Below are 26,162 nucleotides of genomic sequence, written 5' to 3'. Positions count from 1 at the left end.
GCGGAGGAATGCCTGGCTGTTTTCCTGCCTGTTATCTGATCAGCCTTCAAGCGCTTCGGCGTGCAGGTCCAGTTCCACCCAGTCTGCTACAGACACCACCAGGTCGTGGTTGGTGGGCAGCTTCAGCGTTGTTTGTTTGTTAACCGGCTTGTTAACCTTCTGGTCTATTGAAAAGGCTTTTACCTCTACATTTTTCAATGTTCCTTTGTTACCGAGCCTGAACAGGCTGAGATCCGGGCTTACGGTAATGTCGCATTCCTTACCGGGTCCGCTGCTGATGCCACTGATGGATAATGAGCGGGCCTGTTCGCCTACCAGTCTTGAGAATACAAGCGTAAAGCTCTTCTCCACCTGTGGCACAAAGCGTACCTGCGATGCGTCTGCGTTCATGATCAGGGTATCTGTTTGCCCGGGTTGGGTCTGTACGTTTTGAAGCGCCACCGCAGTACCATCGGGCATAATGCTGTTGTAGGAGTATACGCCTTTACCGCTGCCAACGATCTTGCGTGTAAAGGCTTTCCCTTCAGGCAGCAGGTATGCGCCGGGGCCCAGGTAAACCGGATGTGCATCGTCGGTTTCGCTATAGATCTTATTGTTGAAATTGCCGGTCTTTTTTCCGTTTTCATCTGTGATCTGCAGATCCGCGGGGCTCAGCAAAAAATCTATTACGAAGCGGGTAAGCCCTAAAGGCCCGCTGAAAGGAAGATCGTGGTCCGATAAGAGGTAGTCGCCATTGCTGATGTGTCCCAATGTAATGTTATTCGCGCTGCTGAAACGAATGCCTGCACCATCAACATAGTAGTCGAAATGCAGCACCTTATTCACTTTTTTAAACTCCAGCCAGCACTTCTCATTATTGGGATAATTACAATCCCAGCAGTACAATTTCACGCCTTCCAGGCTGTTGGTGGTTGTAGTGCCGTCAGGGCTCAGCTTTGTGCCCGGGTGTTTATAAGGGTATTCGATCTTGTAGGGCATGATACAATGGGTGGACTTGATGCTGTCAATGTATCCGGCATCCCACACGGCGCCTGCAGGAATGAAGAAAAGCAGCGGCGCCTTGTTACGGTCGCAACCTGTGTAGAATACCGTCTCGATCTCCCGCGCAGTGCGTTCAATCCGCGCTAGACCTACCCTGCTCTGATCATGGAAGTGGATAAGGCTTTGACGGCTCAGCAGTCTGCCGTGCACATAGGTGAGCTGGTGATGCACCTGTGCTTTGGTTGTAGTAAAAGCATTAGTATCTCCTTTCCAGAACTTATCGGCCACCAGGCTGCTCATAGCGGTGCAAAAGCCTGTGGCGAGGCCGCCGTTCTTTGTTCCTTTCAGGTACTTTTTATAGAACTCGAAAAAGAGGCCGGTAAACAGCGGATGCCCTAATCCCACAATGGATTCAAAGCGTATCTCTGTCTTGCCGAAAGTTGCCTCATAGGCTTTCATGTCGGGAATGCCATCGTCTGGGTTCTTAAAAGCAAAGTTGTGCACACCGTATTTAAAAGGTATTTCCAGGATGGTTCCCGTTCCTGTATAACAGGTGTTGCTAACCATGCCATCGGGATTACGTACCTGTATGGAGCGTTCGCCGCCTTTGGCGCCGCCACCGCCGGTGCCGGGCATTTTAAAAGTGATCTTGGTGGTTGTGACATTCTCAGCAGCTACTGCCTCGCCATCAACCAGCACGCTGGCTTCTGGCAGAAACGCCTTGCCGGTGAGCGTGTATGATTCACCGTAGGAAATGGTACCGGGCACCTTGTCCAGCTGGGGCTTTACCCTAATGGACCAATGATTGCTTTCTGTGTTATCAGCGGCACGTTTTACACTTACCTGGTAAGTGCCGCCGCCTGTTTTGGCGGGAATGGTCACCGTTATGCTTTCATCTGCGTTTATAACGGGAGTGAGCGCCCCAATACCAGCTATCATCACTTTATCATTTTTTACGAATTTAGTGCCGCTGATGGTGATAGTGCCACCGGGAAATACTGCGGTAGGCTCAATCTCTGTGATGTAAGGGCGGGTAAGCAGTTCATCCCACATTTCTTCCGTAAAGGGCACGATATCAATGCCCGCTTGTTTTCCTGCCTGTACCCCGTTTTTGCCTGTTGCGCCGGGCTGACCTTTTGCGCCGTCTTTCCCATCGATGCCGCTTCTGCATCCATCACGATTACCGCTGCGGCCTGCATCGCCGCCGTTACCGCCTTGGCCTCCATCGCCGCCACTGCCGGGTTGTCCGCCATCATTGGAAATTTTAAGGTTTGCAGCCCAGCCCGTTTTTACCTTGAGCCCTTCCGGTACGCCGATGACGATGTAGCCGCCATCGCCGCCGTTGCCACCGCGTCCTCCATCTCCACCCCGGCCGCCGTCGCCGCCATGGCCACCGCTGCCTGCAAGGTTCTTCCTTCCCACCTTGCATAGTTTTCTTCCGTGCTTGTATGGATCCCCGGGCTTGCCGTCTGCTCCACAGCCACCCTTGCCACCGCGCTGTCCCGTACCGCCTTTGATGCCGTTTTCGCCATCCAGGTCTATGTTGGGGATATTAGAGAGGTCTTTTGTCCATATTTCTATGGAAGGAGCACGCCGTCCATCTGCCCCTTTCCTGCCCATGGCGCCAGACCAGCCGTCTTCACCGTCCAGTCCGTGAATAGTGCCGGGTTTCAGGTGCACACCGCTATATCCTCTGCCGTTAAGGTCCGGATCATCTGCCATTGCGGGTGTTGAACCACCGGGGGCCTTCCAGGTGATGAGCGCATTATCGCCACATGTGATCTTATCGGCAATAATGATCAGCTCATCCACATCAGGATCGATATACAGTGTGGTATTGGTAAGATCCAGCTCTTTGCACATGATCAGCGAAGTGCCTACGGGCAGGAAGCTTTTCCTCATCACCGGCTGCGGTTCTGCAGACAGCATGGTCAGCGATCCTGGTACCAGGGAAACGGTTTTTACCGTGCTGCTGTTGGGCAGGTAACGCTTCAGCTGTTCTTTCTTATGCGTAGGGTTAGTTTCTGTTTTAAAGTCCATCGCTATTTTCTTCCAGTCTGGCGCAGTATTCTTTTTCTTTACCGGCGCGATCCACATCTCCGCCTTCCGGATCTTTTTGGGTGTGTCGAAATGGTAGTCTTCGAGGTCAGTAAGCTTCACGCCCTGGGCTTTCAGCAATTGTTTTATCGGCTCCATTCGCTCGCGTGTGATCTCGAGATCAGGATCTACCCTGACGATGCCTTTGTTCCCGATCTTTGACTGGAACAGCTGCTGCAGCTTTTCAGCGGCTTTCGTTCTCTCGGGGGAAATAATGTTGTCGTTACCCGCCAGCTGTATTCCATTTGCCGGGGGAATAAATTTGACTTCGGTGGTCTTTTCCATAGGATGTTATTTTTGGTGTGATTTAAATGTTGTTAACAATGTTCCTTTGATCAGCATTTTCATCGTATTGGGTTTTGGGGTGAAAATCTAACGCGGCAAAGATGAGGCAAAGCACATAGGGAGGTGTGGAGCATTTAACAGATGAGGCGATTGGGTTAACGGATATTTTTTCTATTGCCAGCCTCTCTGCCGGCGATGTTACCGGGCATTGTTTGTTCACTTTGCATTTTTTATATATATTAGCAGCATAATCAGCTATTTAAATGCAATTTGATCCATCTCCTATATTCATAAAACACTAAATGTTCTATACTATACCTACAAAAGGGGGACTAGGTATCGAACTTTGGGGAACCTATGATGACCTTAACATGCTTTATGGTATCATTGGCAAATTCTCGAATAATGACCGGCTTACACCAGTTCCTGGCTCGAAAAACAGAGATAAGATAATCAGTGGATTTTCCTATGAGCTCCGTCATGCATTGCAGGGCAGCAGGCTTTTACGTGAATCGGCCCTTTTTACCGGAGAAGCCATCCCGCAATTTGGTTGCGAGATCTCGTGGCCGCATATGCTCCTTTCCCTTGCTGTGTTGAGATATAACATGCACTTTATTCCGCCGGAGAAACTGGAGCTGGGCGTCCTCCTGATGCTGGAGCACTGGTTACAGAAATCCATGGAAGAATTTGACCAGCAGGGAGCCATCCTTTTAAAACCATTCCTGGAAGGCGCGATCCATGCAGCCAATCCCTGCCTGTATCAATTCATGAGAAGCATTAATATGGAATACTTTCTGCTGGGTGGCGGAAAAGAATCTTTCAGGAAACTACCTAAATTATTGAAACGAACACAATACCCGGGATCGGCTTATGACAACTATATGGAGTTTTTAAGCAACGAAGCCGCCAGGTTAAAATGTGATGCTTCAGAATTGGAATTTGAAGAAGAGAATTCCCTTTATGAAATAGAGTGGTAGCATAATGTCAGCGCTGGTTCATGATGTTTGTCCGGCTCCAGTCTGATAGTAAAAACATTACCTCCCGCAGAGATTCCCCCTTCTCGCTGAGTGAATACTCCACCCTGGGAGGGATTTCAGGATATGCCTTCCGAATAATGATGCCATCGGCCTCGAGCTCTTTCAGGCATCTTGACAGCACCTTCAGCGCCATGTTGGGCATTATTTTGCTGAATTCTCCAAAGCGCATCGGGCCTTTCAACAACAACCAGATAATAGGCGGTTTCCATTTGCCGCCAATCACATCAATAGTGGCGGTTATTGGACAGTCTTCCGCGCTGTGATATGTTTCCAGATTTTTTTTTATCTCCATCATTCAATACTGTTGACAATTACAACCATTTGGTAATTACTTGACATCCGGGTAACTACTTGACAAAAGTACAGTATTGGAATAAGTTTGCACAATAAATCTTCAACAATGAAAATCATACTTATTGGTGCCACGGGCACTATCGGCAAACATATAGCCGCCGCATTGGAGAAAGACCACCAGGTCATTAAGGCGGGAAGCAAAAGCGGTGATGTACAGGTTAATATCGACGACCCTGGCTCCATCAAAGCGATGTTTGAAAAGACAGGCGCTTTTGATGCCCTGATTTGTGCAGCCGGCCATGGTCATTTCGGGCCCCTGGAAAAAATGACGGATGCGGATTTCCGGGTAAGTATAAACAGTAAATTACTGGGCCAGGTGAACCTTGTTCTGATCGGACAACATTATGTCAACCCGAATGGTTCTTTCACGCTGACTTCCGGAAGCCTGGCAGATGATCCTGTTCCCTTTGGCGCGTCGCTGAGCGCCGTTAACGGAGCAATAGACGGGTTTGTACGTGGCGCCGCTATAGAGCTGAAAAATGGCGTTCGTATAAATGCTGTAGGCCCGGGCGTTGCGGAAGAATCACCTGCCTATTTCCCATTTTTCCCCGGCCACGAACCTGTTTCAATGCGCCGGATCACATTGGCGTATATTAAGAGCGTGCTGGGCGCACATACGGGGAAGACGTACCAGGTAATTGGCTAGGCTGTATACCAATTAACTAAACTGATTTAGGGCTGGTCTTTTAGACCGGCCCTAAAATTTTATGCCCGCTCCTCTTTTAATGTGCTTACCGATAGTTCTGCAGGTGTGATAAGCTGGGCTTTCAAAAAGGCCCTGGAAAGCAATGCGACAACAACGGCAGCCGGAATGCTGATCAACAGCCATGTAATCAGGTCCCGGGCTATGCCCTGAAGGTCTTTAAAGTAAAGCAGGTAGGCGCCCAGTCCGATGCCAATGCCTGCCACTGCGGCTAATAAATAGGTCAGGATGCATTGCCAGATCCATCTCCTGGGAAACTTAACTATCTGCCTGAGCTGAACGGCATTGATAATGCCGATTGACAGGAACATAAATAGTATGTCGAATGGGACATAGAGCGTGTAATAACCCAGCCAGAATACCCAGGGAACGAAAAACAGCAACGGCCAAACACCTGCCTGCTTATTTCTTTTACCAAGCAGCAAAAGCGCTTTATGCTGCGTATAGCCAAGCGCTAAAATAAAGAGCGCAACAGACAGCGTGTGCATGATAAACTGTGGGGTTGTTAACAGCTTATCGTGATCACCTGTAAAACCATGAGCGATCAGGGGATGCACCACCCCAAGCGCAATGGGATAAACGGCCAGGTTGCCGGATACCCACTTTTTCAGACACTTATCTTTAGCTGATTCCATATAGTTTTTTATTGAACACTGCAAAGCACCATCATTTTCCAGGTGAAAAAAGGTATATTTTCCGCCGAAAATGGTATATTTTACGTTATGGGCCTGCAAGGAACGGTTATCCGCAAGATCTTCCAAACTGCCACCTCGCTCGGGGCGGCCTATGATACGCTTTGCCAGCTGTCGGATCTCAGTACTGAAGAGATCAGCAACTCAGAAAATATGGTAGCATGGGAAAAAGCTGCGCTGATATGGGTGCCGCTGCTGAAGCTTACCGGTGATCCCCTGATCGGTTTACATGTGGGCGCCGGGGTTGACAGCTTGCTCAACGGGATGGTTGGTTTCCTGGTGCAAAGTTGTAAGGACCTGGACGAAAGCTTTCACATCTTTCGGCGGTATAGCCGCATGGTCTCCCCTATGGTTGAATACAACTATATATTGCAGGATGTAGCCACTATAGAAATGGAACAGAACAGGTTGTGGGTAATGAAATACCCGGAACCTGCAAGGCATGCCATGGATTTTACGATCGCTGCATTTCTCAATACCTTCTGCGTGTTATCGGGGAAAAAGATCATTCCATTGCGGGTAGAATCGGTGTATGAAAAGCGGGATGTTACAGAATACAGGCGTTTACTTGGCTGTAATGTGCTTTTCAATAAAGAGATCAACAGGATCGTATTAAGGAAAGAAGATGTGTTAAGCCCTATACTGACAAGCGATCGCTCCATGTTTCAGTTGTTCAATTCTATTGTGGCCGAGAAATACGCGATGCTCAGCACCGACAGCATGGCGGAAAATTTGAAGCAGCTGCTATTTCTGCAATTCAAGGGAAGGATCCCTACGATTGAAGAAGCAGCATCTGCCCTGAATACAACACCACGTAATTTACAACGCCGGCTGCTGGAGGAGAAAACCAGCTTTCGTGATATTGCCGGAGAAGTACGAAAAGAGATTGCCTTTCAATTGATGAAAAACCCCGCCATAAAGCTCTCGGAGATCTCAGATATACTTGGTTATTCAGATCTTAGCGCATTCAGAAAGGCGTTTAAATCCTGGACGGATGTAGCGCCAAGGGAGATGCGGAAGCGGCAGTGATGGCCGCTCTGATATCCAATAAACAGGTTCCTCATTACTCATCGTAGATTTGGCTAAGACAAGCAAAGATTCGGGCAAGTCCACCAGTCTAATCATAAGCAACTTTGTAGTGTAAATATTTGATCACAAAAAAGATTAAAATCATGGACACTAAAAAAGTATGGCTCGTAACCGGCGCTTCAAAAGGCCTGGGACTTGCACTGGTACAAACACTTATCGCCCGGGGTTATAAGGTAGCTGCCACCTCCAGGAAACTGGAACAGCTGCAAACAGCATTGGGCAATGTAGACAATTTGCTACCATTGAGCGTTGACATCGTAAACGAAGAAAGCGTGGCTGCCGCCGTTGCAAAAACTATTGAAAAATTCGGCGCTATTGACGTAGTTGTCAACAACGCGGGATACGGCCAGCTGGGCACCCTGGAAGAGCTTACAGACAATGAATCCCGTGAGAACTTTGACGCAAATGTATTTGGCACCCTGAATGTTATCCGGGCGGTGATGCCGCATCTCCGTGGAAGAAGGTCGGGGCATATCATCAATGTTTCATCAATAGCAGGATTCCTGGGCGCATTCCCGGGCTGGGGTATTTACAATGCTACGAAATTTGCTGTTGCCGGGTTAACCGAGGCACTCTCTGCGGAAGTGAAGTCCTTAAACATTCATGCTACTATTGTTTATCCCGGCTATTTCAAAACCAATTTCTTATTACAAGGCTCTCTCCGGCTGGCTGAAACGCAGATAGCTGATTACAAAGAAGCCAGGGAGCTGGAGCATGTTCACCAACATGATATTCCGGGTAACCAGCCAGGCGATCCGGCCAAGGCGGCACTGGCATTTATCCAGTTAGCGGAAAGCGAAAATCCACCTTTGCATTTCTTCATGGGTTCAGATGCAGTGAATTTAGCGGGCAATAAAATCCAGGTATTGCAAAATGAACTGGCCGAAAACCAGGCCTTAAGCAAATCAACCGATTTTTAATTAGCCCGGGGTGACCTACTTTTCGTAAATTTCACAGCAGCATGAAGCGGGGTGCTTCATGCTTCCTGGCGTAGATCGGGTTTTTACTGTCAAACAAACAATTTGAATAGAATGAAAAGCAACCAGGTTCATACTTTCAATACGATCAGTGAGTTTCACAAGATGAGTGGATTACCGAAACCACAGCATCCGCAAATCAGCCTGGTAGATTACGGCCAGGTAGCCTACCAGACAGACGAAAAGGAAATCCGCTGGCTGCAAAAATTTTACTCCGTCGGCTTAAAAAGAGATATCAGCGGGAAATTTAAGTACGGGCAACAGGTGTATGATTTTGACGAAGGGCTGATGTCATTTGTGGCGCCTAATCAATTGGTGCATATCGAGATTACCCCTTATGAGGATGGGAAAAGACCCTCGGGCTGGCTGTTACTGATCCACCCCGATTTTCTATGGAACACATCACTTGCGAAAACGATCAGGCAATACGATTTTTTCGGCTATGCTATTAACGAAGCATTGTTCCTGTCTGAAAAAGAGGAGACCATTATCGTAGACATCCTGAAAAATATCCAACGGGAATATGAATCGAACATTGATAAGTTCAGCCAGGACATTATTATTTCGCAGATCGAGGTGTTGCTGAACTACACGAAGCGCTTCTATGAGCGGCAATTTGTGACCAGGAAAGTTCCTAATCACCAGATCCTGGCGCAGCTGGAGGAAGTACTCGACCGTTTAATGGAAGATGCTTATCTCGTTCAGCATGGTCTGCCCACGGTGCAACAGATTGCCAGTGAGCTGAATCTTTCTCCCAACTATCTGAGCAGCATGCTGACAGTGCTTACCGGTCATAGTACGCAGCAGCATATTCACAACAAGCTGATTGCAAAGGCGAAGGAAAAGCTATCTACCACTGATCTGTCTATCAGCGAGATAGCTTATGAACTCGGTTTTGAACATCCTGCTTCATTTACCAAGTTATTCAAGGCGAAAACGAACCAGTCGCCTAATGCTTTCAGGAGCAGCTTTAATTAAGCAAAAGGATGGCATATCATCCAACAAATGCAGCATTTAAAGATTTAAAAGTATTTCTTTATTTGAGTTCCAATAAGGGCTATTGACTCCATTAACATCTCACCGGGTAAGTCTGCATTGTCCATTTGAAAGGTTACTCTTGTGATACCGCCCAAGGTATTATTAAGATATTGAATCTTTTCAGCTACCTGTTCAGGGCTTCCTACCAACAAAGCGCCATGTAAGCTGACGGACCGCTCAAATTGGGATGTTGTCATGGGCGGCCAGCCGCGTTCCTTACCAAACTTTGTCATGATCCGTGCATAACCGGGATAATATTCCTGGGTAGCTTTTGCTGTGCTGGTGGCGACATATCCTGGTAAATGAACACCTACTTTTAGTTCATCAGCAGAAAATCCTGCTTTTATACCTGCTTCCCTGTACAGATCGATCAGCGGGCGGAACCGATGTGTTTCCCCTCCTATTATCGCTACCATGAGCGGGAGCCCCAGCTTTCCGGCCCTGATAAATGAGCCGGGGGTGCCGCCAACTCCCAGCCATACCGGCAGCTTATGCTGCATAGGCCTGGGATACACCGGCTGGTTCACCATTGCGGGGCGAAACTTACCGGACCAGTTGATATATTCTTCATCGCGCAGCTGCAGCAATAAATTTAATTTTTCCGTAAAAAGGGCATCATAGTCGTTCAGGCTGAAACCAAAAAGCGGGAACGCTTCTGTAGCGGATCCTCTACCGGCAACGATCTCTGCCCTGCCCTTGGAGATCAGGTCAAGCGTAGAAAATTCCTGGAATACCCTGACCGGGTCTGCAGTACTTAAAACGGTAACCGCACTGGTAAGCCGGATGTTTTTTGTCCGGCTGGCGGCGGCAGCCAGGATCAGCGCCGGGGCAGAATCAAGGAACTCCTTCCTGTGGTGTTCTCCAATGCCGAAAACGTCGAGCCCTACCTCGTCTGCCAGTACGATCCTGCTGAGCAGCTGTTCAATGGCGTGATGCGAAGATAAAGCTGTGCCTGAGCCTTCGTTTAAATTTACCGCGGCAAAACTGTCAATACCTATTTCCATTGTGCAAAGATGGAGTTTAATACCGCATATTTTCCGCTGCTTACCAAAAGGTAAGCGGTTTTGCTTATATTAGCCGCTATGGCTCATCTAAAGACGATCTTCCAAGCGGCATGTATGGCCTTAGGCCTCACGGCCGGCATCGAAAGTGCGGCGCAGCAGCCGGCTATATTCCTGGCTGATCCAACGATCTTTGCAGACAAGGGAAAGTACTATCTATATGGCACCAGCAGCAACAAGGGCTTTCTTGTATATGAGTCTGCCGATCTGAAAACGTGGAAACAACCGGAAGATACCACCCTGCAATTCGCGTTGAAACGCGGCGAGGCATTTGGCAGCAGCGGTTTCTGGGCGCCCCAGGTGTTCGCGTATAAAGGCAGCTATTACATGGCTTATACTGCCAATGAACAGATAGCGATCGCCAAAGCATCCAGTCCGGCAGGCCCTTTTAAACAGGATCCATTTGCTAAGCTGAGCGGAACAGGCAAGCAGATCGATCCCTTCGTATTCTTTGATCAGGGAAAAATCTATCTCTATCATGTGAAGCTGCAAAATGGCAACCGCATTTTTGTAACGGAGATGAAACCCGATCTGTCGGATGTGATCCCGGGCACTGAAAAGGAATGTATATCAAGCAGCGAAGGATGGGAGAATACGGCGAAAGCTCAGTGGCCGGTGGCTGAAGGCCCGACTGTGCTAAAGCACAAAAGTACCTATTACCTGGTCTATTCGGCTAACGATTTCAGGAACAAAGATTACGCGGTGGGATATGCTACTTCCCATTCTCCAACAGGGCCATGGAAGAAATATACCGGCAACCCGGTCATCAGCCGGCATACGGTTGGGCATAATGGAACGGGGCATGGTGATGTATTTACGGATAAAAAGGGGCAGCTATATTACGTATTACATACCCATCACTCGGATGATCGTGTATCGCCCCGTGCAACGGCTGTAGTGAAATTGCAATTTAAGCCTGTAAAAGGCGGAGAAGATGTGCTGGAGGCGGATGGCGGATCATTTGAGTTCCTGAAGGTGGACAAGGCTGCAGCATTACCTGGAGGGGAATGAATGCCTTGGTAAGCCTGGATCATGGAATACTTGTTAATATCATTTGAACATTAGCTAAAATATACTTATCGAAACACAGGGACTCTTCATAGTTTCATGACGCTATAGATAGTTAGCCGGATACGGTTATTGATGAAAAATGTAAATATGAAAATGTATAAAGTATTCTTGTGTGCCATCCTGTTTGTTGCAGCTTTAACCGAGGGCCTTCACACTGCCCAGGCACAAAGCGGCGACCAGATACTGGATGGGATCGGTGAAACGGGCATGATTGCACGTTATGTGTTTAACGGCGATGCCAGGGATTGGTCCCGGAATAATTTGCACGCTAAAGTACAGGGCGCCGAGGTCAAATTTGTCAATGACAACCGCTTCGGAAAGGTGTTGTCGCTCCCCGGAGATAACAGTTCATTTCTTACGATCCCGGCAGAAGCGTTAACAGACCTGGAATCGCTCAGTATATCAGGATGGATCTACCTGCGCTCAAAGCAGCCTGGCCAACGTTTTTTTGATTTCGGAAAGGATAGCACCCAACATTTCTCTGCGGCCCCTGTTGGCACCACTGCGCAGGAAGGTTACCAGGCTTTGATAACAGCGGAAAAAGGTAACAAAAAGAACGCGGTTTCCACGGCGATAGCAACGAATAAATGGGTTCATCTTGCTATAGTGATAGATATTCCTTCGAAATCCATGATCACCTATGTGGATAGTAAGCCAGTGGGTGAAGCGAAGGATATTTCACTGGAGCTAACCGATGTATTCGGAGAGCAGGCGGAAGGAAAACAGCTTTATATCGGGAAATCGTTATCGCCCGCAGATCCAAATCTCAATGCATTAATACATGATTTTCGTATCTATCGTATTCCCCTGACTGGCAGACAAGTGGCGGGCATCTATAACAATGCAGGGAAAGGCGGAAACCTCAATGAAGGTTCGGTAAACACGGGGGGCAGGCATGTGGAGGATGATCTACCCCGCTTCTCTCCTACCGAGGCGGAGCTTTATAATGCTTATTTAGTCAAGGTATCCGATGTGGAGGTGGAAACAGCCGTAGGGAATTTGCCACGGTTGCCAAGTTACGTACCGGGAACTTACAAGAGTGAGCTGAAAGGTAAGGGTCCCAAAGTACGTGTGTTGTGGCCTGCTGATACGGATAATAGCGCTGTGCTTAAGCTGGGGCGCTATACCATTACGGGGCGTGTTGCAGGAACGAATTTTCAACCGAAGGCATTTGTTACCGTAAAAGCGTCTGAGAAAGCGGCTACGCCCACTTTAAAGCTGGTGGCCTTTGACCTGGGAAAAGTTACTTTGATAAATGATGCGCATGGCCACGAAACCCAATTCGTTGAAAACCGCGATAAGTTCATCAACACATTGGCTAAAACTGATCCGAACTCGTTTCTTTATATGTTCCGCCATGCTTTTGGTCAGCAACAGCCTGAAGGCGCAAAGCCGCTGGGTGTATGGGACAGCAAAGACACCAAATTAAGGGGGCATGCTACAGGTCACTATCTGACGGCCATTGCACAAGCTTATGCGGGTACAGGATATGACAAGGCGCTGCAGGCGAATTTCGCGGAAAAGATGGAGTACATGGTCAATACGCTCTATGAGCTATCTCAATTATCCGGGAAGGCAAAAGAAGCAGGTGGCGAGCACGTCTCCGATCCCTCAGCGGTGCCGCCTGGTCCGGGGAAATCAACTTACGATTCAGATCTCAGTGATGCGGGCATCCGTAATGATTACTGGAACTGGGGAACAGGATTTATCAGCGCTTATCCGCCGGATCAGTTCATCATGTTAGAGAACGGCGCTAAGTACGGCGGACAAAAGAACCAGATCTGGGCGCCATATTATACGCTGCATAAAATACTGGCCGGTTTAATGGATGTATATGAAGTGAGCGGCAATAAAAAAGCCCTTGCAATAGCTGATGGCATGGGTGATTGGGTATATGCGCGCTTGAGCAAGCTGCCAACGGATACGCTGATAAAGATGTGGAATACCTACATTGCCGGCGAGTTTGGCGGGATGAACGAGGCAATGGCACGCCTGTACAGGCTTACCGGTAAGCCGAATCACCTGAAAACAGCGCAGTTATTTGATAACATCAGGGTGTTCTATGGCGATACGGCACATTCGCATGGACTGGCCAAGAATGTAGATCTTTTCCGTGGGTTGCATGCCAATCAACATATCCCCCAGATAGTTGGGAGTATCGAAATGTACCGTGTCTCTCATAAGCCGGAATATTATAAAGTGGCTGATAATTTCTGGTATAAGATGGTCAATGATTATATGTACAGCATCGGTGGCGTTGCAGGAGCTCGTAATCCCAACAATGCGGAATGTTTTGTTAGTCAGCCGGGAACCTTGTATGAAAACGGCTTCTCTGCCGGAGGACAGAACGAAACCTGCGCCACCTATAACATGCTCAAATTGACCGGCGACCTGTTTTTATTTGACCAGCGGGCAGAGTTAATGGATTATTACGAGCGGGCGCTCTACAATGATATCCTGGCTTCTGTGGCCGAGCATACGCCTGCCAATACTTATCATATACCACTCAGGCCGGGGTCTATCAAGCAATTTGGCAATCCGGATATGACAGGCTTTACCTGTTGCAACGGTACGGCAATAGAAAGCAGTACCAAGCTGCAAAACTCCATTTACTTTAAAAGTAAGGATGACCAGGCGCTTTATGTCAACCTATACGTACCCTCTACGCTGGAATGGACAGAACGCAAGGTAAAGGTAGAGCAGACAACAAATTTCCCCAATGAAGATAATACCCGTCTTACTATTAAGGGCAGTGGAAAATTTGATATTCATGTACGGGTGCCAGGTTGGGCAACCAAAGGATTCTTTGTGAAGATCAATGGTAAGGAACAACAGCTTTCTGCTAAGCCGGGCACTTACCTGAAAATAAGCCGCAGCTGGAAAGACGGTGATGTGATAGAATTGAAAATGCCCTTCCAGTTCCACCTGGAACCGGTGATGGATCAGCAGAACATCGCCAGCCTGTTTTACGGGCCGATATTGCTGGCGGCGCAGGAGCCGGAAGCAAGAAAAGAGTGGCGGAAAGTGACACTGGATGCGGAGGATATTGGCAAATCAATTAAGGGTGATCCTGAGCGCTTGGAATTTACGATTGATGATGTGGTGTTTAAACCGTTTTATGAGACGTATGGAAGGCATTCTGTTTATTTGGATGTTAAGTTAAAATAGCAATTGCGTAAATGATCCTAATACATTTTCCGTTCATTGGGTGTTCCGGGAAGCAGCCCTCAGGTGAGCTTCTATCAGGTTGCTTTTCCCTATGCCCGTTGAACGGAAAATGATCTTCCCTTCCGGATCAATAAGGATCTGCGTTGGAAATGCTTCCACTTTGAACCTGTTTACGATGGAAGCACTGTTTTTGTCTTTGCTGTCCTCAAAGAGATGGGTCCATTGCATTTTGTTCTCCTTAATAAGTTGACGCAGGGTGACAAGGTTCTTCTTTTCATCATAGGCAATATTCACAATGGAAAGGATGCCCCGGTACTTCAGATCCAGGTTCACGAGATCTGGTATTGCGCTTATACAGGGATTACACCAGGACCCCCAGAAATCCAGTAACACGTATTTACCACGCAGCGCATTGAGCGCAAACGGTTGTCCGTCCATGGTCAGACAGGCAATGGGGTAAGCATATTGACCGCGCTCACTCCCCACGATGGATGCCCCTTTTCCTGCGTATTTAAACAACAGCTCGCGGCCCATTGGATCAATAGCGGCGATGATGTATTTGCTATCCTGGATCAGCAGCGTATCTCCAAGGTTGTAAGTCGTGAGCGATGTACTGCGTACACGCTCGCCGATAAAGATCTTTGTATTGAGTGAATCATAAAAAAATGGCGGGTGGTAAGCAGTGACACAAGTGATAGCAAATTCTTTTCCAGCGATCTTCGCTATACCCGTCCTGTATTCGTTTACAAAAGCGACGATGTAATGCTGCTGTTCCTCCGCATTGTTATACCTGAATGCGGTTTGATAGGGCGACATCCGAAGGTTGATCTTGCGGTCATATACTTTTCCTTTGTATGCGAACTGGTAATTTACCTCTTGTCCGGGCACCAGGTCTTCTGCGTTTTTTACATCTGCCCCTTGTGCAGCAGTATCGTAGACCAGCTGCCTGTCATCGCTAAAATCAAGATTATTATTTGCATCTGTTATCAGAAGGCGTTTACCCTTAGCTGTAATGCCGGAAAGGATATGTACTGAATGCTTTATCGGGAGGCGGCTCAGGGACAATGTATCGGTGTGGTACCTGGCGAGCTCCTTTACAATCATTTCCGGCGGCATCTTACCTTGCAGGCGTTTATACAATTCATACATTCCCTGGGGAGCCTGGAGATCCAGCTCCTTGATCATGGTTTGGTTGAGGCCAGTAGGTATTCCTTTAAAGGTTCGGGTGGAATCGAAGTTAAAGCTGTAGGGCCCGTAAATATTCATCGGGTTTAACTTTGGCGCTCCGGGTCCTTTGCCGGTAATCTTTTTTAAAGGGACACGGAGCTCGGGTTGCCGGGCAAGGGCATTCCCCGCAAAGGCGAACTGGAGCAGGAGAATCATGGAACCGGTTAACAACGGGATTATCTTTAGCATTATAACTGATGTTTTACGTCCTGGATCAGCCGGCATGACGGATGGCCTGTTTCATGCCAACTGACGGAAGTTATCAATACGAAAAGATAATACTTATATTAAAATATTCAACTACCCTGGAATAGAAAAGCCCCTTACGGGGCTGATCTCTTTGTTAGCCGCGAACGATTGATGATTCTTTCACAATCTGCCATTTTCCGGAGATGTTCTCCCAGAACACGGTTAAAAACTTTCTATTCGGCTTTCCATCTAATTCCAGGTCGCGGGTGATCACCACCATGCCCGTGTTGCCATCGCATACAGCGTAATGGAATTCCGTCTTAGTGGAAAATGGCGCCGCATTTGCATCTTTGTTTCCCCGGACAAAAGCGACGAGCTGCTCTTTATTCATGGTTACTACCCCATTCTGTTTATCAACATTCACGATGAGGAAATTATCGGCGTACACTTCCTTCACATAGGGTACATCAAAATGCGTGGCATGATAGATCAGCTCACGGGTTAATTCAATTAATTCCTGACTGTTCATTTGCTGGTTTTTAAAGATTAATAATCTTGCCTTGCTAAGATGCGCGTACCCCTGCCCGTCACCCGGGGGGAAGCTACTAACATCTATGCATGTAGGGTGGCAAGGGGTATGCCTGCGGTTAACTTGTTGCGAATCAGCAGTTTGATATGCCGATCCATTTTTACTTTCACTGTATTTCGCTAAATCTCAAGTGCATACACGAAATATGGGGCCTTGCTGCCCAACGGACAGTTGATGCTTAAAAATTAAATTTCCCTTTAAATATGAATTGATTTTCTTATTTTCCTGTACATGTTTATTTACCCAAACCTCCACTACCATGAAAAAAGAAAACAAGAAAAAATTGACCCTGGACAAGATCAAAATTGCTAAACTAAGCAATATCAGACACTCCCTGCAGGCTGCAAACAACCCTACAGAAGGGCCTACCTGTGCTGTTTGCGATCCGATGACGATCACAGAGATAGGTGTTATTTAGTTAAACGGCGTAAGGCCTTGGCGGACGCGGGGCCTTACGCTAACAATGATTTAAAAGAATATGCTAAATAGGTCTTTGCTTGTATTCATTCCGCTTTTGACGTACTTCAATATATTGCTGTTTGCGCAGGAAAGTAAGGGAACAAATGAACCCGGCCGTGATCTGCTTAAAGCATTGCATAAAGCTACCCTTCTACCAAGAGCGATAGCAGATAAAGAAGCATCTTATGCATTTGCACTGAAATTTGTGTTATCGCAGAATGGAAAAATTGATACCATCCTGGCTTCAAAATATACGCCAAAAGAAATGAAAGAACGCCTTACGCTTCCGGCGCAATATGAGGATATAGACTGGGAAGCGATTTTCAATAGAAAGCTGAAAAAAGGCGATGTGCTGATTGTTCCTGTATCCATTTATTGTATAGAAGGGAACAGCACCAATTTACCTGAGTACAACGTAGATGATCTGTTCGATTTTCAGTTTCCGGGTAAAGCGGAAAGGTTTAGCAATTGTTTGCTGATGCAGACTTTTGTTGTCCATTACTGGAAGCCGAGGACGTGAGTCTGGCGAAGAATGCGGGATGGTATTTACAAACGGAAAGCGGGATTTGTAACTATTAATTTGAAATACTAGTTTAGAACAACCGAAATTTACAAATGGAACAAAAAAAATTAACAGCGTGAACAGCTCTTGTTATCGGCTTCATCGGATTGCAAAATGGCAACAGCGGCGATCTGTAGGAAAGATACTACAATGAATTAGTAGCATCACGACATGCATTATTCTTAAAGCCAATTATATTTGGCTTATAAATATGAATACGCAATATGTGTAACCCACTCCTTGGAAAACCTTCATAAACCTATGGCGCGGAGCAATCTGCTGCGTATAATCAATATCTCAAAAAAACATTATAATATTTTATTCCTATGATCTTTTGCCCGCTTTAAACACGTCGATCTATTTATACGATCTTCCTCAACACCGCTGTGACTTCAGCATTGCAAGGCGAGCTGCAATGCCGTCATACTATTATTTAACCATTAAATCACCAATGATGACCTTCCACGAAAAAGAACGGTTGCTCCATTACATGGACCTAATCGGTGAAAGGGCCGCAACCGCTATAGGTTACCCTTTTGCCACAGACTTTAATTACAGCGAGCTATACCCATTGTTAGGATATTCGCTTAACAACCTGGGCGATCCATTTATTGAATCCACTTACGGTGTAAGCTCCCGGATCATTGAAAGAGAGGTGGTCGAATTCTTCGCCGATCTGTTCCGGGCGCCTGCACATGACAGTTGGGGATATGTTACCAATGGAGGCAGCGAGAGCAACCTTTACGGATTGTATGTTGCCAGGGAACTATATCCACAGGCAATGGTTTATTATTCAACGGCCACGCATTACAGTGTGCCGAAAAGCATCCATCTCCTGAATATTCCCTCCATTGTGATCCGCACCAGGCCGAATGGAGAAATGGATTACGATGATCTAAAGTCCTCCATTGAGCTCCATCGCCACCGCCCTGCCATTGTTGTAGCCAATATTGGCACTACCATGACGGAAGCCAAAGATGATGTACCCACTATACGGCGTATGCTCCAAGAAGCCGCCATCAAATCGTGTTATATCCACTGCGATGCGGCCCTGGCAGGAACCTATCTGCCCCTGCTGGAGGATGATCCGAAATTTGATTTTGTACATGGAGCAGACAGCATTGCCTGCAGCGGCCACAAGTTTATAGGCACGCCTATTCCCTGCGGCGTGGTGATCGTAAAGAAAAACTACAAGGAACGCGTTGGCCGCCCTGTATCGTATATAGGATCATTCGATAGTACGATCGCCGGCTCCCGGAATGGCCATAGCCCGCTATTCTTATGGTATGCTATCAAAAAGCTGGGAAAAGAAGGTTTGCTGAAAAGAGCTTCAGAAAGCTTATCGCTGGCAGCGTATACAGAAGAAAAACTGCAGCAGGCCGGTATACCGGCCTGGCGTAACGAAAAAGGGATCACTGTAGTGTTTCCCAAACCAACGGACACGATCTGCCGGAAATGGCAGCTTGCAAGCGAAGCAGGATCTTCACACCTTATCTGCATGCCAGGCATTTCTAAAAAAATGATCGATGATTTTATCGACGACCTGATGAATGCACAATACGAAGAGAATGCTTTCACTTCTTCAGCGCTCATTCATTCATAAGATACAGCAAAGCGCTTTACAGATTCATCCATCAACATAAAAATAAATCCTTATGAACAAAATATTAGAACAAATACCTGCTAAAGCACAGGTTGGCGACCCTGTAAGGATTACATCCCCTGAGCCCTGGACATGGGAAGTGCTGGCAAAAGCTTTTTTGCCTGACCCCACATTAAACTTCTGGCTTGGCGAAAACATGAATGAGCAAATGTTACGGGATTTCTTTGAGGCCGTTGTGAAAGACACGCTTAGCTCCGGCGGAGGAGTGTTTGGTAGCCAGGATCGCAAAGCAGTTGTTGTTTTCACAAGACTTGGATATACGCTGGAAGCCCCCGGTGAATGGAAGCAACGCTGGTACGATGTGCTTGGTCCGGAGGGCGTAAAACGTTACTACTGGCTGTATGAAGCCGGTGAGCTGGAACTTGATGATGACCAGCTCAAAAGAAGCATGCTACCGGATTACGGAGCGGTGTTGCCAGATGCTCAGGGACGTGGGTATATGAGCCATATCCTCAAATGGACGGTCAATTATTACAAAGAACAAGGTTATGATATCCCCTTCATCCTGGCAAGTACCAGGAGGTCGGCGAAGCTGTATTGTCCTTTAGTCGGGTTTCATCTCCACAAAGAAGTTTTTGCGCCGGAATTTGGCGAGGTCCCGGTTGCTGTTTTCCTGAAACGTAATGAAAGATAGCACATAAAAGTGCGGGAATTATGTAACAGCCGGCTGCCGCGGTAATGTATGACGGAAATGCCGGTCTCCATATGGCCGGCATCTCCATCTATAATTCTATAATAGATATCAGATGTTGCAAACTGTCGATAAAACGCATGTTTTTCCTGTTTCCCTGGGAGGAGCGGGCATTGGTTCCTGTAAGGAAAATGTTTTCTTCGGGGGACCTGTATCTGATAAGCAGGCGATAGACACTGTGCTGTTCGCATTGGACAATGAGATTAACCTCGTTGATACGTCGCCATTTTATGGGAATAGCGAGAAAAAGATCGGTATTGCATTAAAAGAATACGGGAAGCGCTCCTCTCTCATCGTTTCAACGAAAGCCGGAACGCATCCTGTTTATAAAGGATATGCGCCAGACAACATACGGCAGAGTATCGATAGCAGTTTAAAAACATTACAGACCGACTACCTTGATATTGTGCATATACATGATCCCTCCAATACTGACCTTAACAATATGCTAAGAAACGGCGGCATAGAAACGTTGCTCCGGTTAAAAGAGGAAAAAGTGATCCGAAACATCGGCCTGGGAGTCCGCGATCATCATCTGCATCTTCAATTCATATCATCCGGTTATGCCGACGTTATTCTACCTTACCTTGATTACAACGTTCTATGTACAACAGCAGAAGCATTATTGAAAGCATCCTATAGTGAACGCGTTGCTGTTATGCTGGGCTCACCTTTGTGCATGGGATTACTTTCAGGGTAAGGATCCATCGCACATCAGTATCCGGCATTACGCCATAGAAAGAGATGTTTCAGTGGAAAAGGCAATGCAGATGTATCAGTGGTGCAATAGTAACGCAGTTAGTTTAATGGCGCTTAATTATCAATTCATTCTTGATCACCCTGCTGTTAGTACAATTGTGATTGGCGCTTCCTCCAAAGAAGAAGTAAGGGATAGTTTATGTGCATATAAACAAAGTATTGCTCCGGCGGTTATGGACTCCTTCCGCAGGCAATTTGGTATTTCATAACAATTCATTATTAATTAACTGATGATCCTTATGAAAAAACAACTGTTAAATTACAAAGATGAACGCATTTTGAGATCACCCGTTGGGTCGATCCCTGTAGAAGTTTACCGCACGATCCTTGATAATGTCCCTTTGGTCTGTGTTGACCTTGCGATCGTTAAAGACAACAAAGTTTTTCTTATTAAACGTAAAAACAAGCCCTGTGAAGGCGTTTACTGGATCCAGGGCGGTAGAATGCTGAAGAATGAAGGGATAGAACAATGCGGACTGAGAAAGGCTGCTTCGGAGTTGAATATTCCTGAAGATAAAATTAGCATAACCAGGTATCTCGGCACATTCTCCACCGAATTTCATGACTCTGAACAGGGCCCTCCTTCTCATACAGTGAATATTACCTTTCAGGCAACTATTGAAGACATTCCGTTAAGTTTTGATAAGGATCATTCAGATGGCCGGTGGTTTGATATTAACGGGTCGATACCAGCTGAACTAAAAAACCAATACAAGCACCATCCATATATTGCCGGGATATTAAAATTAATTGAACCGAAACGCCTCCTGGGAAGCGATAAAATTAAAGTATTAGTAACAGGAGCGAGTGGTTTCATAGGTTCCCATCTGGGCAAGCGGCTCAAGCGGGAAGGGTATTATGTAGTAGCTGCAGACTGGGTTGACCCGGAATTTATGCAGCCGGACGAATTTTGCCATGAATTTCTTAAAACCGACCTGCGTGTGATGAAAAACTGTATGCAGGCCTGCCAGGGCATTGACTGGGTTTTCAATCTTGCTGCCGATATGGGAGGCATGGGATTTATACAGAGCAATCACAGCCGGATCGGGTACAATAATACGATGATAAGCTTAAATGTGCTGGAAGCTGCCAGGCACAACGGCGTGCAGCGATATTTTTATTCTTCAAGTGCCTGTGTTTATCCGCTGCATTCGCAGAACGATGCAGAAAACACTATTGGCCTTAAGGAAAACTACGCCTGGCCCGCTTATCCGCAGGACATTTACGGGCTTGAGAAATTGTATGGCGAAGAGATCGCGATGAAGTATACAGAGGAATTCCCACAAATGCAGGTACGTATCGCAAGATTTCATGGGATCTACGGGGAGTACGGCACCTGGAAAGGCGGAAGAGAAAAGGTGCCTGCTGCCTTTTGTCGTAAAGCTGCCACTTCAGCACTTGCTTTCGAGATATGGGGAGATGGTGAGCAGAAACGCTCGTTCTGTTACATCGACGATTGCGTCGAAGGCATTCTGCGGATCATGGAATCCGATTATAATAAGCCACTCAACCTCGGCTCAGATGAGCTGATATCTATGAATGATCTTGCAAAGCTTGTGATGAAAATCGCAGGCCGGGATCTCCCGCTGAAACATATCAAAGGACCGGAAGGCGTTCGTGGCCGAAACTCTGATAATACACTCATTGAAGAGGTGCTGGGATGGAAGCCCTCTATCCCTTTAGCAGTAGGGATAGAAAAAACATACCGATGGATCAGCAAACAGGTGGAGGCAGAAAAAGGAAACGGTATCGATATACTGACATATAGCGAATCAAAAGTAGTGCTCACCGAAGCGTCGGATATCAATGCTTGAAGAAAAGAACTATACCTGGACCAATTGGGCAGGGAACCAGTCGTGTTTAGCTGAAAATTATTTCGAACCTGCAACGGAAGAACAAATAATTGACATCGTCAATTTTGCAGCGAAGCACCGCAAAATGATCCGCGTAGTTGGTTCAGGGCATTCCTTTTCTCCCATTGCAATCAGTAATGAGATCCTGGTCTCCCTTAAAAACTTCCGGAAATTGCTTTCAGTGGGTGAAAGTTCCGTTCATTGCCAGGCTGGAATGTATCTCCATGAATTGTACCCGGTTCTAAAAGAGAACGGCCTCTCCCTTCCGAATTTCGGGGTTATTAACAAACAAACGGTTGCCGGCGCCCTGGCCACCGGCACGCATGGTAGTGGTTTGAAGCACAAGAGCCTTTCTGCGCAGATCGAGCGCCTCCGCCTGATAACAGCATCAGGGCAGATATTGGAGATAACCAGGGATACCGCATGGAGAATCGGTGAACAGGAGTTACGTCTATGGGATGCCGCCTCCATTTCGCTGGGTGCACTCGGGATCGTTACGGAAGTAACATTCAGATGTGAGCCTTTATTTTACCTCAGATCGGAGGAATCTGTTATTGGGTTTGATGAATTCATTGAGTGTATGGATGACCATGCCAGGCAGTATGAATATTTTAAGGCATGGTGGTTTCCGCATACCGATAAAGTATACCTGTTTAAGGCAGAACGGATAGGAAAAGAGGGCTATGATGAAAAAAAGAAGCTGGAAAAGTACACCAATGAACAAAAAATACGTGATGCTGAAATAGATGCATTAACGGCGCCGATGTTTATAAAAAGCAATGATGATCCTTCCCTGATCCCGGGAGTCAACAGGTACTGTCTTGATCACTTTTTCACGCCACGTATAAGGATAGGGAACAGTTTTGACATACTGGTACATGATGAAACTGTGCCGATGCTTGTTTCAGAATATGGATTACCTGTTTGCGATAACAGCCATAAAAAAGCGTTACTAGCATTCAGGGATATCCTGGAACATTCTGATCAAAAGATCCACTTCCCCGTAGACCTTCGCTATACAGCCGCTGAAAGTTCATGGCTTAGCCCTGCCTATCACCAGGAGACCTTTTATATAGGGATGTGCATACGTGAATACCGGGAAAAAACAGTTCATCCGGCCATGCAACTGTTTTTTGATGTGATGAGGAAATATAATGCCCGACCCAATTGGGGGAAACTTTCAGACCTGTCAGGGAACGCATTAGAAACAGCATTTCCGGCGATCAATGATTTCAGGAAGCTACGGAATAGCCTGGACCCGAATGGCGTATTCCTAAATGAATTTACCGCAAATATTTTCACCGCCTGTTAGAGAAGACGGGATTTCTTTACACAGCTTATGTTGCCTGGATATTATACTTCATTGACCACTTAACCATTTCAGTAATTACCGGTTCCAAATCCTTTCCGCAGTCTGTTAAACTGTACTCCACGTGCGGCGGAACAACAGCTATTGCTTTTCTATTGATGATGCCATCGAGCTCCAGTTCTTTAAGCGTTTGGAACAGCATCTTTTCGGTAATAGCGGGGATAGCCCTCCTTAATTCACCATATCGTTTCGTCCCTAAAAACAGTTGCCTGATCACCAGTGGTTTCCAACGATTGCCCATTTTATTGGTAATAAATGTAACGGGACACTTGGTTGTAACCAACTTCTTATTGAACTGATTGGTAGAGCTATGTTTTACAGTTGCCATGATACATACTATTTGACAGGTACTTTATACGAAGTATGTACAAAGATATTTTTTCTTTTACACTAAAATAAAAGAAAAGAATGTATCACTGAAAAGGTGAGCACAGCAATAATACAGGGTGCCTACTTTTGGTAGGTACTTTTTTAAAGGTATGTACCTGAATAACTTTGCATCTGTTAAAATGAAAGAAACATGAAAATCACAACAGCAGGCTCATTAGGTAATGTAGCCACACCATTGGTAAAAAAACTGGTAAAAGCAGGTCACGAAGTAACGGTTATCACAAGTAATCCGGATAAGAAAAACGCTATAGAGGTATTGGGAGCAGTAGCAGCCGTTGGTTCTATAGCTGACGCCCGCTTCCTGACAGAAAGTTTTAAAGGCGCTGACGCGGTATACACCATGATGCCTCCGGCTATGGGGCCAAAAAATATGATTGAAAATATTTTCCATGCCGGGCAGGCATATGCTGAGGCTATCAGGAACACCGGCGTTAAGCGGGTGGTTTTCCTTAGCAGCGTTGGCGCAGATGCACCTGAAGGAACAGGGCCTATCCGAGGCGTGCACCGGGTAGAGCAGCTATTTCAGCAATTAGCCGGCGTAAATGTCACCATTTTGAGATCAGGCTTTTTCTACGTTAACTTTTTGAGGGACATCCCTATGATTAAAGAGAGGAACATCTTTGGCAATAACTATAGCGGAGACGTTAAGTTGGCACTTACACATCCCGGGGATCTAGCCTACGCTATAGCAGAAGAGCTTCAAAATGAAGGAAAGGGCTTTGAAATTAAGTATGTTGTAAGCGACATCTCGACCGGCAATGAGCTCGCTTCATTGTTTGGCCAGGCGATCGGCAAACCGGAATTGTCCTGGACAGTTGTTCCGGATGAGCAGTTGAGACAAGGAATGACGGCTGGGGGCCTTCCTGAAGAACTGGCAGGACTAATAACAGAATTAGGTCAGGGGGTAAGAGCAGGTATTATTACCAAAGATTTCTTTGATAAAGGTGCAAAAGTTACCGGGACTACAAAACTGGAACAGTTTGTTACCGAATTCAAGAACAGATATCAGCAGGCTTAAAAAAATACTAACTGGATCCGTTAAACACGAATCCAGTTAGCGTTTGACCGTTTGGCAAGCTGTTTAATATTAACTTCTATTTCCTCATTGTGTATTTCAACGAAACATCTCCTAAGTCACTGACACTAACACAATACCATTTTTTGTTATCATTTAACATTACTTCGTAACGGATGCCTGCTCTATTGGTCACCTCAGTAAATCCGTAAATCTGTTTGTTATTATACTTCCTCTTTAATGCTGATGTTATCTTCAGGGGCAGGTTAGATTCAGGACAGTATCTTAAAGACTGTATCAGTCCACCTCTATCGTCAAACCATATACGGCTGGATGTTTCGCCTTGGGTAAAGGATACCATGTGATAGCCATGGTCGTTTGTCCAGGTAACATATTCTGCATCGGGGAACATGCGGGAAAACATATCCAGCAAAGGCTTTCCGGGAGCGGCCATTACCTGAGATAAACAGCCTAAGGCCAGCATCAGCGAGAGAATAAAATGCTTTTTCATCGTTAACAGTTTAGTGTGGATAATTTTGTAATTGATGATACAAAAGTAGAGCAGGGGTAATTCTCAAAATTGTACAAAACCGAACAAAATTTTATTTCCAGCTGATTAAACGATGTATATGCCAGGCGATAGCATCGTAGAATTTGCCCACGATCTCTTTAGCTTTAAAATGGATACAGCACTTGGAATACAAATATAGGGCAAGTGAGGGTAAATTCAAGCGATAAGCAAAAGCGCCTTCATAAGTCAGTTTCATTTACTATCCTGCACACGCGTGTCGACCGCAATCCAATTCAGCTCCCATGTTTTTCCGCCATCGTCTGAAACTGACT

24 protein-coding genes are annotated in these 26,162 nt (G+C 46.4%); 16 read left to right on the top strand and 8 right to left on the bottom strand.

Annotation, left to right across the window (positions count from 1 at the left end; genetic code table 11):
- Positions 1–39: 39 nt before the first annotated feature.
- Positions 40–3,363: an IPT/TIG domain-containing protein gene (locus ACR9Y8_RS29690; protein WP_481216930.1), complete on the bottom strand. Its 3,324-nt coding sequence runs from the start codon at positions 3,361–3,363 to the stop codon at positions 40–42.
- A 302-nt stretch (positions 3,364–3,665) separates the two neighbouring features.
- Between ACR9Y8_RS29690 and ACR9Y8_RS29685 the strand changes: the two genes are divergently transcribed.
- Positions 3,666–4,340 (top strand): DUF6904 family protein, encoded by a 675-nt coding sequence (locus ACR9Y8_RS29685; RefSeq protein ID WP_481216929.1) that lies wholly within the window; start codon positions 3,666–3,668, stop codon positions 4,338–4,340.
- A gap of 7 nt (positions 4,341–4,347) precedes the next feature.
- On the opposite strand, the gene ACR9Y8_RS29680 is transcribed toward ACR9Y8_RS29685, so the two are convergent.
- Positions 4,348–4,695 carry a winged helix-turn-helix transcriptional regulator gene (locus tag ACR9Y8_RS29680; RefSeq protein ID WP_481216928.1) on the bottom strand — a complete coding sequence of 116 codons (348 nt, stop codon included), beginning with the start codon at positions 4,693–4,695 and terminating at the stop codon, positions 4,348–4,350.
- A gap of 105 nt (positions 4,696–4,800) precedes the next feature.
- Between ACR9Y8_RS29680 and ACR9Y8_RS29675 the strand changes: the two genes are divergently transcribed.
- A complete protein-coding gene (locus tag ACR9Y8_RS29675) occupies positions 4,801–5,400 on the top strand; it encodes a short chain dehydrogenase (protein ID WP_481216927.1) in 600 nt (199 codons plus the stop codon).
- Positions 5,401–5,459: 59 nt separating this feature from the next.
- Here the strand turns inward: ACR9Y8_RS29675 and ACR9Y8_RS29670 are convergent, their stop codons facing one another.
- Entirely contained in the window at positions 5,460–6,092 is a 633-nt protein-coding gene (locus tag ACR9Y8_RS29670; RefSeq protein WP_481216926.1) for a hypothetical protein, read from the bottom strand.
- 87 nt (positions 6,093–6,179) lie between these two features.
- Here ACR9Y8_RS29670 and ACR9Y8_RS29665 point away from each other — a divergent pair, with 87 nt between their 5' ends.
- The 3 genes from ACR9Y8_RS29665 to ACR9Y8_RS29655 all read left to right on the top strand — a co-directional run bounded on the left by ACR9Y8_RS29665 (position 6,180) and on the right by ACR9Y8_RS29655 (position 9,193).
- Positions 6,180–7,178 carry an AraC family transcriptional regulator gene (locus ACR9Y8_RS29665; protein ID WP_481216925.1) on the top strand — a complete coding sequence of 333 codons (999 nt, stop codon included), beginning with the start codon at positions 6,180–6,182 and terminating at the stop codon, positions 7,176–7,178.
- A gap of 143 nt (positions 7,179–7,321) precedes the next feature.
- On the top strand, positions 7,322–8,158 hold the full coding sequence (locus ACR9Y8_RS29660) for an SDR family NAD(P)-dependent oxidoreductase (protein ID WP_481216924.1): 837 nt from the start codon (positions 7,322–7,324) through the stop codon (positions 8,156–8,158).
- Positions 8,159–8,269: 111 nt separating this feature from the next.
- Positions 8,270–9,193, top strand: a complete 924-nt coding sequence (locus ACR9Y8_RS29655) for a helix-turn-helix domain-containing protein (protein ID WP_481216923.1) — start codon at positions 8,270–8,272, stop codon at positions 9,191–9,193.
- A gap of 44 nt (positions 9,194–9,237) precedes the next feature.
- Here ACR9Y8_RS29655 and ACR9Y8_RS29650 read toward each other — a convergent pair whose 3' ends face one another.
- A complete protein-coding gene (locus ACR9Y8_RS29650; protein ID WP_481216922.1) occupies positions 9,238–10,257 on the bottom strand; it encodes an LLM class flavin-dependent oxidoreductase in 1,020 nt (339 codons plus the stop codon).
- A 78-nt stretch (positions 10,258–10,335) separates the two neighbouring features.
- Here ACR9Y8_RS29650 and ACR9Y8_RS29645 point away from each other — a divergent pair, with 78 nt between their 5' ends.
- Positions 10,336–11,325, top strand: a complete 990-nt coding sequence (locus ACR9Y8_RS29645) for a glycoside hydrolase family 43 protein (protein WP_481216921.1) — start codon at positions 10,336–10,338, stop codon at positions 11,323–11,325.
- 153 nt (positions 11,326–11,478) lie between these two features.
- Entirely contained in the window at positions 11,479–14,553 is a 3,075-nt protein-coding gene (locus ACR9Y8_RS29640) for a beta-L-arabinofuranosidase domain-containing protein (RefSeq protein ID WP_481216920.1), read from the top strand.
- A 33-nt stretch (positions 14,554–14,586) separates the two neighbouring features.
- Here ACR9Y8_RS29640 and ACR9Y8_RS29635 read toward each other — a convergent pair whose 3' ends face one another.
- Both ACR9Y8_RS29635 and ACR9Y8_RS29630 read right to left on the bottom strand, forming a co-directional pair.
- Positions 14,587–15,969 (bottom strand): TlpA family protein disulfide reductase, encoded by a 1,383-nt coding sequence (locus ACR9Y8_RS29635; protein WP_481216919.1) that lies wholly within the window; start codon positions 15,967–15,969, stop codon positions 14,587–14,589.
- Positions 15,970–16,123: 154 nt separating this feature from the next.
- Positions 16,124–16,498, bottom strand: a complete 375-nt coding sequence (locus ACR9Y8_RS29630) for a hypothetical protein (RefSeq protein WP_481216918.1) — start codon at positions 16,496–16,498, stop codon at positions 16,124–16,126.
- Positions 16,499–16,817: 319 nt separating this feature from the next.
- On the opposite strand from ACR9Y8_RS29630, the gene ACR9Y8_RS29625 reads away from it, so the two are divergent.
- The 8 genes from ACR9Y8_RS29625 to ACR9Y8_RS29590 all read left to right on the top strand — a co-directional run bounded on the left by ACR9Y8_RS29625 (position 16,818) and on the right by ACR9Y8_RS29590 (position 23,857).
- Positions 16,818–16,976 (top strand): hypothetical protein, encoded by a 159-nt coding sequence (locus ACR9Y8_RS29625; RefSeq protein WP_481216917.1) that lies wholly within the window; start codon positions 16,818–16,820, stop codon positions 16,974–16,976.
- Between the two features lie 75 nt (positions 16,977–17,051).
- Positions 17,052–17,537 (top strand): hypothetical protein, encoded by a 486-nt coding sequence (locus ACR9Y8_RS29620; protein WP_481216916.1) that lies wholly within the window; start codon positions 17,052–17,054, stop codon positions 17,535–17,537.
- Between the two features lie 493 nt (positions 17,538–18,030).
- Positions 18,031–19,182, top strand: a complete 1,152-nt coding sequence (locus ACR9Y8_RS29615; protein WP_481216915.1) for a histidine decarboxylase — start codon at positions 18,031–18,033, stop codon at positions 19,180–19,182.
- A gap of 52 nt (positions 19,183–19,234) precedes the next feature.
- Entirely contained in the window at positions 19,235–19,876 is a 642-nt protein-coding gene (locus ACR9Y8_RS29610; RefSeq protein WP_481216914.1) for a GNAT family N-acetyltransferase, read from the top strand.
- Positions 19,877–19,988: 112 nt separating this feature from the next.
- A complete protein-coding gene (locus tag ACR9Y8_RS29605) occupies positions 19,989–20,633 on the top strand; it encodes an aldo/keto reductase (RefSeq protein ID WP_481216913.1) in 645 nt (214 codons plus the stop codon).
- A gap of 64 nt (positions 20,634–20,697) precedes the next feature.
- Positions 20,698–20,901, top strand: a complete 204-nt coding sequence (locus ACR9Y8_RS29600; protein ID WP_481217226.1) for an aldo/keto reductase — start codon at positions 20,698–20,700, stop codon at positions 20,899–20,901.
- A 30-nt stretch (positions 20,902–20,931) separates the two neighbouring features.
- Entirely contained in the window at positions 20,932–22,506 is a 1,575-nt protein-coding gene (locus ACR9Y8_RS29595; RefSeq protein WP_481216912.1) for an NAD-dependent epimerase/dehydratase family protein, read from the top strand.
- Positions 22,499–23,857 (top strand): D-arabinono-1,4-lactone oxidase, encoded by a 1,359-nt coding sequence (locus tag ACR9Y8_RS29590; RefSeq protein ID WP_481216911.1) that lies wholly within the window; start codon positions 22,499–22,501, stop codon positions 23,855–23,857. The genes ACR9Y8_RS29595 and ACR9Y8_RS29590 overlap by 8 nt, the downstream gene beginning before the upstream one ends.
- 25 nt (positions 23,858–23,882) lie before the next feature.
- On the opposite strand, the gene ACR9Y8_RS29585 is transcribed toward ACR9Y8_RS29590, so the two are convergent.
- Complete coding sequence (locus ACR9Y8_RS29585) at positions 23,883–24,242, bottom strand: winged helix-turn-helix transcriptional regulator (protein ID WP_481216910.1); 360 nt, start codon at positions 24,240–24,242, stop codon at positions 23,883–23,885.
- Between the two features lie 192 nt (positions 24,243–24,434).
- On the opposite strand from ACR9Y8_RS29585, the gene ACR9Y8_RS29580 reads away from it, so the two are divergent.
- Positions 24,435–25,322, top strand: coding sequence for an NmrA family NAD(P)-binding protein (locus ACR9Y8_RS29580; RefSeq protein ID WP_481216909.1), 888 nt, complete (start codon positions 24,435–24,437; stop codon positions 25,320–25,322).
- Between the two features lie 76 nt (positions 25,323–25,398).
- Here ACR9Y8_RS29580 and ACR9Y8_RS29575 read toward each other — a convergent pair whose 3' ends face one another.
- A complete protein-coding gene (locus tag ACR9Y8_RS29575) occupies positions 25,399–25,830 on the bottom strand; it encodes a hypothetical protein (protein WP_481216908.1) in 432 nt (143 codons plus the stop codon).
- Between the last annotated feature and the right edge of the window lie 332 nt (positions 25,831–26,162).

The organism is Chitinophaga sp. SVR4-12A (assembly GCF_056754765.1).
The sequence above is the reverse complement of the archived record's forward strand: the minus strand, read 5'-3'. Positions and strand labels throughout refer to the sequence as shown.